The organism is Streptomyces sp. NPDC002619, from assembly GCF_042889305.1.
Lineage (GTDB): Bacteria > Actinomycetota > Actinomycetes > Streptomycetales > Streptomycetaceae > Streptomyces.
In genome coordinates, this window is record NZ_JBIAQV010000026.1 from 78158 (window position 1) to 92769 (window position 14612).

Below are 14612 nucleotides of genomic sequence, written 5' to 3' on the forward strand. Positions count from 1 at the left end.
AAAGGGGCGCGGGGAACTGTGCGACAAGCCACAACGGACCCGCAGCCGCGACACAACACATCCCCCCGAGCTATTGGGCGTTCGGCCGAAACCCCTGCCGCGCCGCACTTTCCATCGCCGAAAGCTGGGACAGCATCGGCATCGGATCCACCCCCACCGACCCCGGCAAAAACTCAGCGATCCGCTCCGGAGTCCAGGACCCCTCCGCATACGCCGCGCGAAGCTCCCGCGGCTGCGCCCACACGGCGAGTTTCGGTCCGGCGATCGTGTAGACCTGCCCGGTAACCCCCTGTTCCCGCGCCCGATCGGACAGCAGATAGACCACCAGCGCGGCAACGTCCTCCGGCTCCCCGATCTCCGACAGCTCCACAGGAACGCCCGCCGACATCCGCGTACGAGCCACAGGGGCCACCGCATTCGCGGTCACGCCGTACTTATGCAGACCGAGCGCCGCGCTGCGGACCAGCGAGATGATCCCGCCCTTTGCCGCGCTGTAGTTGGCCTGGGACACCGAACCCTGGTGGTTTCCGCTGGTGAAACCGATGAGGGTGCCGTACTTCTGCCGACGCATGACGGCCGAGGCGGCCCGGAACACGGTGAACGTGCCCTTGAGATGGGTGGCGAGGACCGGGTCCCACTCGTCCTCGGACATGTTGAACAGCATCCGCTCGCGCAGGATCCCGGCGACGCAGACGACCCCGTCGAGGCGCCCGTACGCCGCGAGAGCCGTGTCCACGACCCGCTGCCCGCCCGCCATGGTGGAGATGTCGTCGGCGACCGCGACGGCTTCCCCGCCGGCCGCCTCGATCTCCTTGACGACGGCGTCGGCGACCTCGCTGCTCGGCGAGGTGCCGTCCGTCGAGACGCCGTAGTCGTTGACGACGACCCGCGCTCCCTCGGCCGCCGCCGCCAGCGCGACCGCCCGGCCGATGCCCCGCCCCGCGCCGGTCACGGCGACGGTCTTGCCTGTCAAGAAGTTCCCCACGCCCGGCCCCTTCCCGCGGTTTCTGACGGACCGTTAGATTTTAAGGCGCGTCAGTCAGCCGGAGACAAGCCCCGGGAGGCCCCGATGTCATTGCCGGACGAGTTCCACGACATCGCCAAGCACGTGAACAACTGGGGACGTTGGGGGACGGACGACGAGATCGGCACCCTGAACCTCATCACCGACGAAGTGGTGCGCGAGGCCGCCGCCACAGTCCGCACCGGGCGCCGCGTCCCGCTCGCCCTCCCCCTGCGGCAGGACGGCGTGCAGACCGGGATGATCCCGGGACGGGTCAATCCGCTGCACGCGATGGTGCAGATCAACCAGGAGCTGTTCGGGCCGGGAACGGTGGCGTGCAGCGACGACGCCGTGACCATGGGGCTGCAGGCCGGCACCCACTGGGACGCGCTGCCCCATGTCTCGCACTCCGGGAAGCTCTACAACGGCCGGCCCGCCCACACCGTCACCGCGCACGGCGGCGCCGAGTTCGCCGGCATCGACAAGGCGCGGCACATCGTCTCGCGCGGGGTGCTGCTCGACGTGGCACGCGCGCGTGGCGTGGACCGGCTGGCGGGCGGCCACGCGGTCACGCCGGAGGACCTGGAGGCGGCCGAGGAACTCGCCGGTACGCGCGTGCGTGCCGGTGACGTGGTGCTCGTACGGACCGGGCAGGTGCAGGTGTATCTGGCCGGGGACAGGCAGGGGTACGGCTATCCGTCGCCGGGGCTGTCGGTGCGTACGCCGGAGTGGTTCCACGCGCGCGATGTCGCGGCCGTCGCGAACGACACACTCACATTTGAGATCTTTCCGCCCGAGATCGAGAATCTGTGGCTGCCCGTGCATGCCCTCGACCTGGTGGAGATGGGGATGCTGCAGGGCCAGAACTGGAATCTCGAAGAGTTGTCCACAGCCTGTGGAGAAGAGAACCGGTACGCGTTCCTGCTGTCGGCGATGCCGGAGCCGTTCGTCGGGGCGACGGGGACGCCGGTCGCGCCGGTGGCCGTCCTCTGAATCCCGGTCGGCCGCGCTGCAATCCCGGTTGGCGGCGCATGTCCGCCCGCCCCGAGCACGGCCCGGTGCGCCGCCATCCGGCTCGACCCACACTCGACGAGAGCCTCCGTCACCAAGACCCTCGCCGTCCCCTCACGGCGAATCGCTGACCACCAGAGTGATCACACGATCACGCGACGTCAACACCCGTACGGCAATTTGTGATTTACGCCCCATTTCGAGCGGGTGCGCACAGAGGCACGACCCGGCGCACCGCCGACCACGCGACCAGCGGCGTCGGAAATTTCTGCGCCCGTGCCACCACGTTGCCCATCCCGTGCCACCGCGGCGCCTATACGGCCTCGAACGCCAGCCCCTCGTACACCGGGAGCCCTCCCGCGAACGCCGCTGTCGCGGCTTGCCGGGGCTCCTCGCAGCGGTCCAGTTCGCACCAGATGCGCTTGCCCGCGCCCTCGGGGGTCCAGCCCCAGCGGTCGGCGAGTCCATCGACCAGGGCGAGACCGCGCCCGCCGGTCGCGTCGCCGTCCACGCACCGCGGCACCGGGGCGCGGGTGCTGGTGTCGGCCACCTCCAGGCGCACGGTGGCCGCCTCCTCCGCCGTGCCGGGCAGACACAGCCGCAGCACGGCCGGACAGCCGGTGTGCACCACGGCGTTCGTGACCAGCTCGGAGACCAGCAGAATGAGCGTCTCGGCCAGCGGCTCGTCGGCCGCTATTCCGGACCCGGCGATCCGCGAGCGGGCCCATCTCCTCGCCCGCCCCACCTCCGCGGGGTCGGGTCGGATCTCCAGCTGCACTTGAAGCACCTGCACCGCTCACACCATCCGAACCGGCGGACACATGAACCCGTGTCGCGGGAACGCCGCGACGAGGGTCACGACGGGCACCACGACGAGGGCCACGATCGAAGCCATTTTCTGCATGGCCAGAACAAGGACCAGAGCAAGGGTCACGGAATGTGATTCCCTTACGAGCCAGCATGGTTGACGTACAGTCACCCCAACAAGCGCTTCGGGCATATTCCAGCGCGAAGCAGTACGCGTGCGGCATACTGTGCGACGCTCGCGGCGGGGAGTCGAACATGCGTGGGCGAAAGCCCTGGCCGCCGCGCGAGCAGCGGCGCGCACCGCCGGATGCGGAGCCGCCCCTGGGGCGCGTCCGGCATGGCTCGTTCTCGGAACCACTCGCATCCCACAGAAGGTACCGGAGCGGACACCTGACTCCAGGACGTGACGAGTCACGCGTTGGACACAACCCGGTATCAACGCTCCGTGATTCCGGTATGCCACGTTCCGTGACATCCTCGACGGACTTCTCGCCGATCCCGCAGCCCAGAGGGCGTTCGGCGCCTCAGGCGACCAGATCGGCGGCGAGCGCTTCCTCACTCTCCGTGCTGCCTCCGACACGTTGGGCGCGTACCCACGCCCGTTTGAGCAGCAGATGCACCTCTGATTCCCAGGTGAAGCCCATGCCGCCGTGTATTTGGAGGCAGTCGCGGGCGCCGCGCACGGCCGCCTCGTCGGCGAGCAGCCGGGCCGCGGCGATGTCCATCGGGTCGCCGGTGACGGCCGCCGCGTAGACCGCGGCACGGGCCGTCTCGGCACGCACCAGCAGCTCCGCGCACAGGTGTTTGACCGCCTGGAATGCCCCGACGGGCGATCCGAACTGCTCGCGCGTCCGGGCGTGTTGCACGGCCAGCTCGCACGCGCGTGTGGCGGTGCCGAGCTGTTCGGCGGCGGTGAGGAGTACGGCCACACCGTCTCGCACACCCGGATCGGGCACCCGGTGCAGCGGCGTCAGCGGGTCCACCGAGCGCAGCCGTACGGCCCCGGAGGCGTCCCCGAGCACGACGTCGGCCTCCGCCAGCCACTCCACCAGCCCGCCGTCGACGGCCGCGACGACCGTCTCTCCGGTGGCCGCTCCGGGCACGGTCCCGGCCGCGAGGTGGGTGGCCAGCAGAGGGCCGGGCAGCAGGGCGCGGCCGGCCTCCTCGAAGGCCAACACGGTCTCCGGCAGGCCGAGTCCGACCCCGCCGTCCGCCTCGGGCAGCCGCAGGGCGAAGAAACCCGCCGCGCCCAGCTCCCGCCACAGCGCCCGGTCCAGACCGGGTGCCGCGACGGCCGCCCGTAGCGCGTCGGCGTCGAAGCGCCGGGCCAGCAGCTGCCGTACGCCGTCCCGCAACGCGCGCTGGTCGTCGGTCAGTTGGAACCGCACGTCACCGTCCCTTCGGCAGGCCGAGGATCCGTTCGGCCACGATGTTGCGCTGGATCTGCGAGGTGCCGGCGGCGATGGTGTACGACAGGGAGGAGAGCCGGTCGAGGACCCACGGCCGGTCGAGGTCGAGGCACGCGCTGCCGAGGACGTCCGCCGCCGCGTCGTACAGCTCCTGACGGGCGTGCGAATACCTCAGTTTGAAAACCGAACCCCCCACGCCGGGCACGCCGCCAGTGGCCTCCGCCTCGCTCACGTTCCACTGCGTCAGCCGCCACAGCGCGCGGAACTCGGCGTTCAGCGCGCCGAGCCGCCGCCGTAGCGCCGGGTCGTCCCAGCGGCCGTTCTCCCGGGCCGCGCGGGCCAGTTCGCCCAGGACGCGACGGCAGGCGACGACCTCGCCGACAAACGCCGTACCGCGTTCGAAGGACAGCGTCACCATGGTCACGCGCCAGCCGTCGTTCTCCGCGCCGACCCGGTTGGTGACCGGCACCCGCACCTCGTCCAGGAACACCTCGGCGAACTCCGCCGACCCGGCGAGCGTACGCAGCGGCCGTACGGTGATGCCCGGGGCGTTCATGGGCATGGCCAGCCAGGTGATGCCCCGGTGCTTGGGCGCCGCGGGGTCGGTGCGCACCAACAGCTCGCACCAGTCGGCGACTTCGGCGTGCGAGGTCCAGATCTTGGACCCGCTCACCACATAGCCGTCGCCGTCCCGCCACGCGCGCGTGCGCAGCGACGCGAGGTCGGAGCCGGCGTCCGGTTCGCTGAAGCCCTGGCACCACACCGCGTCGCCGCGCAGGATCGGCGGCAGCCAGCGCGCCCGCTGCTCGGCCGTGCCCTCGGCGGCGATCGTCGGCCCGGCGTGCAGCAGCCCGACGAACCCCGCGCCGACATAGGGCGCACCCGCCCGTTCCGTCTCCTCCAGGAAGATCAGCCGCATGGTGGGAGAGGCGTCCCAGTGGACGTCGGCGTACCCGGCGTCGTACAGCGTCCGCTGCCAGCCGAGGTCGTAGGCGCGGCGGCCCGGCCAGTCGTCCGGGGAAGGCTTCGGGGGCAGGCCGGGCAGCACCTTCGCCAGCCATTCCCGCAGCCGCGCCCGGAAGTCCTCCTCCTCGGGCGTGTACGTGAGATCCATCAGCGGTCGAGGTCCAGCCCGAGCATGCGGATCGCGTTGCCGCGCATCAGCTTGTAGACCGTCTCGTCGTCGAGGCTCTTCACATGGTCGAGGGCGACCTCCTTGGTGTGCGGGAAGGTCGAGTCGACGTGCGGGTAGTCGGTCTCGAAGGTGGCGTTGTCACGGCCGACGACGTCCAGGGACGCCACCCCGTGCTTGTCGCGGAAGAAGCAGCAGAAGATCTGCCGGTAGTAGTACGTCGACGGCGGGTCCGGGATCAGGTCCCTGACCCCGCCCCAGGCGCGGTGCTCCTCCCAGACGTCGTCGGCGCGTTCCAGGGCGTACGGGATCCAGCCCATCTGCCCTTCGGAGTAGGCGAGTTTGAGCGTCGGGAAGCGCACCAGCACACCGCTGAACAGGAAGTCCATCATCGAGGCCATGGCGTTGTTGAAGCTGAGCGAGGCCTGGACGGCGGGCGGCGCGTCCGGGGAGGCGGCCGGCATCTGCGAGGACGAGCCGATGTGCATGTTGACGACCGTCCCGGTCTCCTGGCACACCGCGAAGAACGGGTCCCAGTACCCGGAGTGGATGGAGGGCAGCCCCAGGTGGGTGGGGATCTCGGAGAAGGTCACCGCCCGCACCCCGCGCGCGGCGTTGCGGCGGATCTCGGCGACGGCCAGCTCCACGTCCCACAGCGGGATCAGGCACAGCGGGATGAGCCGCCCGCCGCTGTCGCCGCACCACTCCTCCACCATCCAGTCGTTGTAGGCGCGCACGCAGGCCAGCGCGACCTCCTTGTCGTGCGCCTCGGCGAAGGTCTGGCCGCAGAAGCGCGGGAAGGTCGGGAAGCAGAGGGACGCCTCGACGTGGTTGAGGTCCATGTCCTTCAGCCGCTCGACGGGGTCCCAGCAGCCCGGCCGCATCTGTTCCCTGGTGATGCCCTCCAGGGTCATGTCGTCGCGGTCGAAGCCGACGGCGGCGATGTTGCGTTTGTACGGGAACTTGAGGTCCTCGTAGATCCACCAGTCGGTGGGCGGACCGTCCGGGTCCATGGTGATCTGGTACTTGCCGCCCACGTAGGCGAGTTCACCGATCCCAGCGGTCAGCGGCCGCGGGCCGCGGTCGCGGTACTTCGCAGGGAGCCAGGTCTCGAAGAGATGCGCCGGCTCGATGACGTGGTCGTCGACGCTGATGATGCGGGGCAGTTCGGCCATGGGGTCCCCTCCGCCGGGCGCAGCCGAAATCTGACGGATCCGTCGATGTCTGACGGACTCGCGATATCTGATGGACCGTCAGATTCACTTCACCGAGCAGGCTAGTCCCGCCCCTCTGGACCGACAAGGCATGCGGCCCTACGCTCCTGCCACGATCTGACTGTCCGTCAGCTTTGGGGGCCGCCGTGAACGCCACCGCACACGAACTGAGCACGTCCCGCACCCTCTGGGACCTGGTCGCCCGCCGCGCCGAACTCACCCCCGACCGCCCGGTGTTCCTCCAGGACGACCGGTCCCTGACCTTCGGCGAGCTGCGCGACCGGGCCGAGCGGGTGGCGGCGGGCCTGTACGGCATGGGCGTACGCACCGGCACGGTCGTCGCCTGGCAGCTGCCCACCCGCATCGAGACGGCCGTGCTCTCCTTCGCGCTGGCCCGGCTGGGCGCCGTACAGTCGCCGGTCATCCCCTTCTACCGGGACCGGGAGGTCGGCTTCGCGCTGCGCGAGTCGAAGGCGGAGTTCTTCGCCGTGCCGGGGGTGTGGCGGGGGTACGACCACACGGAGCTGGCGCGGCGGCTGGGTGCGAAGGGGGTCTTCGAGGCGTACGACCGGCTGCCCGAAGGCGATCCCGGGGTGCTCCCCGCGCCGCCCGCCGACGGCACCTCCGTGCGCTGGATCTACTGGACCTCGGGGACCACCTCCGACCCCAAGGGCGTGCTGCACACGGACCGTTCGCTGATCGCGGGCGGGTCGTGTCTCGCGCACGCGCTGCGGCTGTCGGCCGACGACGTGGGCTCGATGGCGTTCCCCTACGCCCATATCGCCGGGCCCGACTACACGGTGATGCTGCTGCTGTACGGCTTCCCGGCGGTGATGTTCGAGCAGTTCGCCCTGCCGGACGCGCTGGACGGGTACCGCAGGCACGGGGTGACGGTGGCGGGCGGGTCGACGGCGTTCTACTCGATGTTCCTCGCCGAGCAGCGCAAGCAGCCCGGCGAGAGGGTGATCCCGACGCTGCGGCTGCTCGCCGGCGGCGGGGCGCCGAAGCCGCCGGAGGTCTATCACGCCGTCGTGCGCGAGATGGGCGTGCAGCTCACCCACGGGTACGGCATGACCGAGGTGCCGATGATCACGATGGGGGCGCCGGACGACACCGTGGAGAACCTCGCGACGACGGAGGGGCGGCCGCCGGAGGGGATGGAGGTACGGATCGTCGGCGGGGAGGTGCGGCTGCGCGGGGAGGCCGTCTGCCAGGGGTATCTGGACCCGGCGCAGACCGCCGAGGCCTTCGACGAGGAGGGCTTTCTGCGCACCGGCGACCTGGGCTTCTTGACCGGAAGCGGGCATCTGGTGCTCACCGGACGCCTCAAGGACGTGATCATCCGCAAGGGCGAGAACATCTCCGCGAAGGAGATCGAGGACCTGCTGCACCGGCATCCGGACGTCGGGGACGTGGCGGTGGTCGGGCTGCCGGACGCAGAGCGCGGGGAGCGGGTGTGCGCCGTGGTGGAGCGGTCGCCGGGGGCCGGGGAGCCGACCCTGGAGGCGGTGACGGCGTATCTGCGCGCGGAAGGGCTGTCGGTGCACAAGCTGCCGGAGCAGCTGGAGGTGGTGGACGCCCTTCCGCGGGGCGACACGCTGCGGAAGGTGCTCAAGTACAAGCTGCGCGAGCGCTACTCGGGGACCGTGAAGTAGCGGGCGAACGCGGGCACGATCTCCGCCTCTCCGACCTTGCCGTCGGCGTTGATGTCGAGTGCGACGGCGACCGTTTCGGCGATGTCCTCCCGGACGCCGAGGATGTGCAGCACTCGCACGGTGTCCTCGACCGTGACCGCGCCGTCGCCGTCGGTGTCCGCGACGGCCAGGGCGGCGTGCAGGAAGGGGCGGGCGATCTCCGCGAACCGGTCGGGGTTGTCGCGCAGCCGCTTCACCGCGCCGCCCACGAACTCGTCACGGGTGATGCGCTGGTCGCCGTCCCGGTCCGCTATCCCCGCCATGCCCTGCCAGAACGCCTCGGCGCCTGCGTACAGCGCCTGCCCCTTGTCGGAGCGGGCCGCCGTGGAGAACTCGGCGAGCAGCGCCTTGGCGGCCGAGTTGAAGTCCTCCCGGTCGATGTAGCCGTTGCCATCCTGGTCGAAGGTGTCGAACCGGGCCGCGATCCTGCGCCCGTACTCGGTGGTGACCATGTCTCTTCGGGCCGCCTTACGTCACGTGGGGGTACATCTCGCACGGAGCGTACGACGCCCGGGCCGATCGTGGAGTCGGGAAACGACGGTTGTGCCAAGACCGGGGGAATTCCGGGACAACAGCGTCACGCAGACAGGGGGCCGGCCTCGTCGTCGGTCGCCGATTCGACGTCGGGGTGGACGTCGAAGAGGCGGCGCACGCCGAGGGCACCGAGGACCCGGTTGACGTGCGAGCCGTCGTCCGTTCCCCGGGCAGGCAGGATGAGCCGTAGTCGTCCCTGGCAGGAGCGGATCAGCCGGCGGGCGGCTATCAGCACGCCGACGCCGCTGGAGTCGCAGAAGAACACGTCGGCGAGGTCGACGACGAGACTGTGGTGGCCGTCGGCCACCACGTCGTGCACCCGCTGGCGCAGCACGGGCGAGGTCACCAGGTCCAGCTCGCCCGACACCTGGAGCACGGCCCAGTCGCCGTGCTCGGCTTCGGTCACCTTGAACGCCACCACCACGCCTTTCGCTCGCCGGAAGTTCCCGGATGCGTGAACCGTCCGGAAACGGAAGTAATTCCTACGCTTCCATGCAGCGCGGCTGCCCACGGGCCGTTCCCGCAAACACGGCAACAGAAACGGAATTCGAACAGAAGAGGCTTGTTTTAGTCGACTTCGATCCTGTTCGATCAGATGTGGATTGGGCATGGGCCAGGTCTGCGCCAGGTCTGTGAAGGTCCATTACCACCTGCGGCCCGGCAGGGGACGCACAAAACAACAATGGGGCGTGCCCTGTCGGACGTGCCGACTACATTCGAGGAGACGGTGGATACACGCTGGACACGGGCATGGGCATGTACGTCGGGAGGGGGCCGTATGGCGAAGAAGGACGCACCGCCCCGCTGGGACCGCAAGATGCAGCAGCGGCTCGCACGCGGAGAGGCGGCGGCCCTCGGCGAGCTCTACGACCGGTTCGCCTCCCTCGTGCACGGCCTGGCCCACCGCGTCCTCGACGACGAGCGCGCTGCCGACGCGATCACTCGTGAGGTCTTCACCCACGTCTGGGAGCACCCCGACGCCTACGACCCCAGGCAGGGCCCCCTGCGCTCCTGGATCGCCGCGCTCACGCACCGGCTCGCCGTGCAGCGGCTGCGCGCCACCGAGACCGCCGCGCTCACCCGCGGCGAGGAGGGCTGCGCCGAGGCCGCCGCTCAGGAACTGGAGCTGAAGGTGCGGCACGCCTCGATCGCCGCCCGCGCCGACTACATCGTTCACTCGATGCCGACCCCGCTGCGCCGCGCCCTGGAGCTGGCCTACTTCCAGCGCCGCGACTACCGCCAGACCGCCGCCGACCTGGACGTCACCGAGGACGAGGCCCGCCGCCGACTCCGCCTGGGCCTCCAGCTCCTGTCCACCGCCCACGACACCGGGACACCACCGGGGTACGGGGGTGCGGTGTGACCGGGAAGGGAGGGTACGGCGCGCATGACGACCATGAGGACTACGACGGTCAGTACGGCGAGGGCCGGGACGATCCGGACGACGTGGAAGGCGCGTCGGGCCAGGACGAGCCGGGCGCCCGCGACTCCAGGACTCCGGAACAAACTCCGGAACAGGGGGAACGCGGTGACACGGAGGGTGTGGCCGGACGTGGGCCGGAATCCCGTCGGGCGCCGCGCATACCGGTGCCACGGGTCTCCGTCGAGGACAGCGGGCTGCCGTTGCCCGAGCTGGACGACGTGACGCCCGCCCCGCCGGCGCTGCCGCACGGTGTGCTGCGGTCGCTGCTCGGTGCCTGGGCGCTGGCCGCCTGCTCGGCCGCGGAGACGGCTGCCGTCGAGGAGCACCTCGGCGAGTGCGGCACCTGCGCCGACGAGGCGCTGCGGCTGCGCGACGCCGTCGGCCTGCTGCACCAGCCCGAGAACCTCGACCTGGACCCGGGCCTGCGCACCCGCGTCCTGGCGAGCGCCCTGGAGCGCAGACCCCCGGGCATCCCGGTGCCCGAGTGGGCGGTGCCGTACGACGCGGAGACCGCGCGGCTCGACGCACTGCTCCAGGACATAGGGGATGCCGAGTGGCACGCGCCGGTACGGCTGCGCTGGTTCAAGGCCGACGCGCCGACGAGCCGCCGTACGACCGTCGCCGGGGTGATCGCCCACCTGCTGTCGGTCGACGGACTGGTCGCGGTGGCGCTGGGCCTGGACGACCCGCTGCCCGAGGCCACCGTGCGGGACGCCACGGGTCCGGCCGAGCGCACCGAGGCATACTGGCGCGCCTCGCACTTCCCGCCCACGCGCGCCGTGCGGCTGCCATGGCGTGAGCAGAGCCACAACGTCGTACGGACCGTGTCCTTCACGGGCGGCGGCGCCGGGAAACTCGGGGTGCCGTACGGCGACTTCGAACTGCCGCTGCACGACGCGATGCTGGACCGGGCCTTCGAGTGCTGGGTGCACGCCGAGGACATCGCGGACGCGGTGGACTATCCGTACGAGCCGCCCTCGCCGCGCCATCTGCACAGCATGATCGACCTGGCGGCCCGGATGCTCCCGGCCGCGCTGGCGTCCCGCCGCCGGGACGGGTTGGCTCCGCCGGGCCTCACCCCGCATCTCGTTCCGGCCGGCGCGCCCGGCCGGAGCCTGCGGCTCGAGATCGAGGGCATGGGCGGGGGCCAGTGGTTCATCCCGCTCGACTCCCCGGGCGCAACGGCCTCCGCCGACGACGAGGTGGCCCATGTCGCCCTGGACGGCGTGGAGTTCTGCCGCCTGGCCGCCGGCCACGTGTCTCCCGCGGAGGCTGCGGCGGGGCAGGTGGGGGACCGTGCCGCGATCAGGGAGGTGCTGTTCGCTGCGGCTTCGTTGAGCCGGATGTAGGGGTGGGCGAGGGTTCGTTGGCGGCCGCGGCCCGTCCGGGGCTGGTCGCGCAGTTCCCCGCGCCCCTTAAGTAGGTTCAGCGGACGTACCCAAGGGGCGCGGGGAACTGCGCGAACGGCCCCCACGCGCCCGCGGCCGCCAACGAACCGGACGTCCCCGAGCTCCTAGGCGAACACGACCGTCCGTCGCCCATTGAGCAGAATCCTCCGCTCCGCGTGCCACTTCACTGCACGGGCCAGCGCCTGGCACTCCACGTCCCGCCCGATCGCAACCAGTTGGTCCGGCGTCACGTCGTGGCCGACTCGTTCGACCTCCTGCTCGATGATCGGGCCCTCATCGAGGTCGGCCGTCACATAGTGCGCGGTGGCGCCGATCAGCTTGACGCCACGGGCGTGCGCCTGGTGGTACGGCTTGGCGCCCTTGAAGCTCGGCAGGAAGGAGTGGTGGATGTTGATGATCCGGCCGCTGAGCTGCTTGCACAGGTCGTCGGAGAGGACCTGCATATAGCGGGCCAGGACGACGAGCTCGACGTTCTCCTCGCGGACGATCTCGAGCAGCCGCACCTCGGCCTGCGCCTTGGTGTCCTTCGTCACCGGGATGTGGTGGAAGGGGATGTGGTACGACTCCACCAGCTCCGCGAATTCGGTGTGGTTGGAGACCACGCCCGCGATCTCGACCGGCAGCGCGCCGATGCGGGCCCGGAAGAGGAGGTCGTTGAGGCAGTGGCCGAACTTGCTGACCATCAGGACGATGCGCATCTTCTCGTCGGCCCGGTTGATCTGCCAGTCCATCTGGAAGGAGTCACCGATCGCCGCGAAGCTCGCCCGCAGCTTGTCCACGGTCACCGGAGACTCCGCCGAGAAGTGGACGCGCATGAAGAACAGTCCCGTGTCGTGGTCGCCGAACTGCTGACTGTCCTCGATGTTGCAACCGGTCATGAACAGGTAGCTCGACACGGCGTGCACGATGCCCGTCCTGTCGGGGCAGGTGACGTTGAGGACGTACTGGTCGGCCGGGCGCGCGCCGGGGGCGGACTGCTCGTTCATGCAGGACAGGGTCCCATATCGACCCTGTCCCGCGGGGCACCGTCCGCTACGCGGACCGCGTCATGATGCGCAGCACCTCGAGCGTCCGCGGCGGCGCGTCCGGGTCGTCGCCGTCGCTCGTCGACATGCGCACGTGCGCGTCGCGCGCCGCCCGCACCGCCTCCGGCCAGGCGTGGTGCTCGAGGTAGGCCTGCACGGGGGCGTCGGGACCGACCTGGTGCATGATCCGCAGCACCCGCAGCACGGCGGTGTCGACGAGTGCCGCCTCCTGCGAGTCCCGGAAGATCGTGCCGACGTATTTCTCGGCGGACCAGTTGTCCAGCCAGGTGTCCTCGACGAGCCGGTACACGGCGTCGGTGACGTCGCCGTACCCGTCGACGCCTGCCAGCCAGACGTCCCTCTGGAACACCGGATCGGAGAGCATGTGCAGCGCGGAGCGCACATTGCTGCGCCAGCGCCACCACGGCATGTCGTTCTGTGGCATGTCGCCCATGGTGGAGGAGCGATGGCCGCGACGGGAAGAGTTCTCCGAACCTTGCACGGTCATCGATCGTACGTTCTTCATCTCAGGCATCTCACCGGCCCCCGCAATTCACCTGTGCGTCACCCATCGTTGACCAAGGGTCACTCGCCGGTTAGCAGTGTGGCGGAATCGTGCTTGTTCATGACCGGCAGGCGACATAACCGCAGCACCTTCCTCCCCCTTCTCACCAGGCCCACCAGAACGACCGCGCTGACCGCGGGCGCACTCGTGGCCTGTGCGTCGCTCACCGCCGGCTGTGGGGTCATCCCCGGCACCGCCGCAGGGGACGGCCCGATCAAGGTGATGACCTGGGCGCCCCAGAAGACGAACTCCACCAACAAGCCGGGCATGCCGGCCATGGCCAGCGCCTACGTCAAGTGGATCAACAACCACGGCGGTATCAACGGCCGCAAGCTCGAGCTCCTGACCTGCAACGACCACAACGACAGCGTGGACGCGGCCAAGTGCGCCCGGCGCGCGGTGAACGAGGACGTCGTCGCGGTCGTCGGCTCCTACAGCCAGTTCGGCGACTCGTACTTCGCCCCGCTGGAGGGCGCGGGCATCCCGTACATAGGCGGCTACGGCGTGACGAACGGGGAGTTCACCAGCTCCATGTCGTACCCGGTCAACGGCGGTCAGCCCACCCTCCTGGCCGGTCTCGGCAAGGCGCTCGCTGGAAGCTGCGGCCCCGTCACCCTCGTCCGCCCGGACAGCATCGCCGGTGACGAACTGCCCGCGCTGCTCGACTCGGGCCTGGAGACCGGCGGGCACGAGGCGGCCGGCGACCAGCTCGCGGCGGAGGACGCCACCGAGTACAGCAAGCAGTCCGAGCTTGCGCTGCAGGACGCATCCCGGGACCCGCTGAAGAGGGGGTGTGTGGTGCCGGCACTCGGCGAACGCACGGACATCTTCATGGACTCCTTCCGGCGCGCCCGCGACGACTACCCGTCGGTGCGCACCGCCACCGTGCTGGGCAGCGTCGACCAGACAGTGATCAACTCGACGGGCGGCGCGAGCGGGCCCTACGAGGGGGCGTACATCACGGGCTGGTACCCGGTGGCATCCGACTCCCGCTGGGGTCCGATGAAGAAGGTCATCAACAAGGAGGCCTTCGGCGACAACCGCATCGACCCCGCGGACGCCGGAGTCCAGACCACATGGATCGCCTACACCGTCCTGAAAGCGGTCCTGGACAAGATCGGCGACGGTGAGGTGACCGGGCGCAGCGTGCGGCAGACCCTCAACGACGGCTTCAAGGTCAACACGGGCGGCCTCACGCCGACCCTGGAGTGGCCCTACCAGGGCAAGCTCGCCTCGGTCGGCTTCCCCCGGCTGGTCAACGCCGACGTGACGCTCCAGGTCGTCAAGGGCGGCCAGCTCGTGTCGGCGAAGAAGGGCGGGATCGTGGACGTGACGAAGACCCTGGAGAACACGAAGATCGACTAAGTCGGCGGGGCTCACCCCGGC

The 14612-nt window shown here is 70.3% G+C and carries 14 protein-coding genes; 5 read left to right on the forward strand and 9 right to left on the reverse strand.

The genetic code is table 11. The annotated features are described in order from the left end of the window. Window positions 1-70: 70 nt before the first annotated feature. Entirely contained in the window at window positions 71-985 is a 915-nt protein-coding gene (locus ACFYXB_RS31175) for an SDR family oxidoreductase (RefSeq protein ID WP_388498224.1), read from the reverse strand. Between the two features lie 84 nt (window positions 986-1069). Between ACFYXB_RS31175 and ACFYXB_RS31180 the strand changes: the two genes are divergently transcribed. After that, window positions 1070-1996: a cyclase family protein gene (locus ACFYXB_RS31180; protein WP_389587991.1), complete on the forward strand. Its 927-nt coding sequence runs from the start codon at window positions 1070-1072 to the stop codon at window positions 1994-1996. 331 nt (window positions 1997-2327) lie between these two features. Here the strand turns inward: ACFYXB_RS31180 and ACFYXB_RS31185 are convergent, their stop codons facing one another. The 4 genes from ACFYXB_RS31185 to ACFYXB_RS31200 form a co-directional block, all read right to left on the reverse strand. Next, window positions 2328-2792: an ATP-binding protein gene (locus ACFYXB_RS31185; RefSeq protein WP_389588035.1), complete on the reverse strand. Its 465-nt coding sequence runs from the start codon at window positions 2790-2792 to the stop codon at window positions 2328-2330. A 553-nt stretch (window positions 2793-3345) separates the two neighbouring features. Continuing rightward, window positions 3346-4209 (reverse strand): acyl-CoA dehydrogenase family protein, encoded by an 864-nt coding sequence (locus ACFYXB_RS31190; RefSeq protein ID WP_389587993.1) that lies wholly within the window; start codon window positions 4207-4209, stop codon window positions 3346-3348. Between the two features lies 1 nt (window position 4210). Further along, complete coding sequence (locus tag ACFYXB_RS31195) at window positions 4211-5344, reverse strand: acyl-CoA dehydrogenase family protein (protein ID WP_389587995.1); 1134 nt, start codon at window positions 5342-5344, stop codon at window positions 4211-4213. Further along, on the reverse strand, window positions 5344-6537 hold the full coding sequence (locus ACFYXB_RS31200) for an amidohydrolase family protein (RefSeq protein WP_389587997.1): 1194 nt from the start codon (window positions 6535-6537) through the stop codon (window positions 5344-5346). Before ACFYXB_RS31200 ends, ACFYXB_RS31195 begins: the two co-directional genes overlap by 1 nt. Window positions 6538-6722: 185 nt before the next feature. Here ACFYXB_RS31200 and ACFYXB_RS31205 point away from each other — a divergent pair, with 185 nt between their 5' ends. Beyond that, window positions 6723-8231 carry a class I adenylate-forming enzyme family protein gene (locus tag ACFYXB_RS31205; protein WP_389587999.1) on the forward strand — a complete coding sequence of 503 codons (1509 nt, stop codon included), beginning with the start codon at window positions 6723-6725 and terminating at the stop codon, window positions 8229-8231. On the opposite strand, the gene ACFYXB_RS31210 is transcribed toward ACFYXB_RS31205, so the two are convergent. Together ACFYXB_RS31210 and ACFYXB_RS31215 are read right to left on the reverse strand one after the other, a co-directional pair. After that, window positions 8210-8722, reverse strand: a complete 513-nt coding sequence (locus ACFYXB_RS31210) for an EF-hand domain-containing protein (RefSeq protein ID WP_389588001.1) — start codon at window positions 8720-8722, stop codon at window positions 8210-8212. The two genes, ACFYXB_RS31205 and ACFYXB_RS31210, sit on opposite strands and share 22 nt — an antisense overlap. Before the next feature lie 125 nt (window positions 8723-8847). Then, complete coding sequence (locus ACFYXB_RS31215; protein WP_351345638.1) at window positions 8848-9228, reverse strand: STAS domain-containing protein; 381 nt, start codon at window positions 9226-9228, stop codon at window positions 8848-8850. Between the two features lie 354 nt (window positions 9229-9582). On the opposite strand from ACFYXB_RS31215, the gene ACFYXB_RS31220 reads away from it, so the two are divergent. Continuing rightward, window positions 9583-10167: a sigma-70 family RNA polymerase sigma factor gene (locus tag ACFYXB_RS31220; RefSeq protein WP_389588003.1), complete on the forward strand. Its 585-nt coding sequence runs from the start codon at window positions 9583-9585 to the stop codon at window positions 10165-10167. Beyond that, window positions 10164-11576, forward strand: a complete 1413-nt coding sequence (locus ACFYXB_RS31225; RefSeq protein WP_389588005.1) for a zf-HC2 domain-containing protein — start codon at window positions 10164-10166, stop codon at window positions 11574-11576. Before ACFYXB_RS31220 ends, ACFYXB_RS31225 begins: the two co-directional genes overlap by 4 nt. A gap of 164 nt (window positions 11577-11740) precedes the next feature. Here ACFYXB_RS31225 and purU read toward each other — a convergent pair whose 3' ends face one another. Both purU and ACFYXB_RS31235 read right to left on the reverse strand, forming a co-directional pair. Further along, window positions 11741-12622 carry a formyltetrahydrofolate deformylase gene (gene purU, locus ACFYXB_RS31230; protein ID WP_389588007.1) on the reverse strand — a complete coding sequence of 294 codons (882 nt, stop codon included), beginning with the start codon at window positions 12620-12622 and terminating at the stop codon, window positions 11741-11743. Between the two features lie 46 nt (window positions 12623-12668). After that, the gene (locus ACFYXB_RS31235) at window positions 12669-13169 is read right to left on the reverse strand and encodes a hypothetical protein (protein ID WP_351345647.1); all 501 of its coding nucleotides are present in this window, start codon (window positions 13167-13169) and stop codon (window positions 12669-12671) included. A 117-nt stretch (window positions 13170-13286) separates the two neighbouring features. Here ACFYXB_RS31235 and ACFYXB_RS31240 point away from each other — a divergent pair, with 117 nt between their 5' ends. Continuing rightward, window positions 13287-14591 (forward strand): ABC transporter substrate-binding protein, encoded by a 1305-nt coding sequence (locus ACFYXB_RS31240; protein ID WP_389588009.1) that lies wholly within the window; start codon window positions 13287-13289, stop codon window positions 14589-14591. Window positions 14592-14612: the final 21 nt, after the last annotated feature.

Coding starts and splice junctions, on each gene's coding strand:
- ACFYXB_RS31200 (WP_389587997.1), bottom strand. CDS start 6,537: ATGGCCGAACTGCCCCGCATCATCAGCGTCGACGACCACGTCATCGAG.
- ACFYXB_RS31235 (WP_351345647.1), bottom strand. CDS start 13,169: ATGACCGTGCAAGGTTCGGAGAACTCTTCCCGTCGCGGCCATCGCTCC.
- ACFYXB_RS31220 (WP_389588003.1), top strand. CDS start 9,583: ATGGCGAAGAAGGACGCACCGCCCCGCTGGGACCGCAAGATGCAGCAG.
- ACFYXB_RS31195 (WP_389587995.1), bottom strand. CDS start 5,344: ATGGATCTCACGTACACGCCCGAGGAGGAGGACTTCCGGGCGCGGCTG.
- ACFYXB_RS31240 (WP_389588009.1), top strand. CDS start 13,287: ATGACCGGCAGGCGACATAACCGCAGCACCTTCCTCCCCCTTCTCACC.
- ACFYXB_RS31210 (WP_389588001.1), bottom strand. CDS start 8,722: ATGGTCACCACCGAGTACGGGCGCAGGATCGCGGCCCGGTTCGACACC.
- purU (WP_389588007.1), bottom strand. CDS start 12,622: ATGAACGAGCAGTCCGCCCCCGGCGCGCGCCCGGCCGACCAGTACGTC.
- ACFYXB_RS31180 (WP_389587991.1), top strand. CDS start 1,070: ATGTCATTGCCGGACGAGTTCCACGACATCGCCAAGCACGTGAACAAC.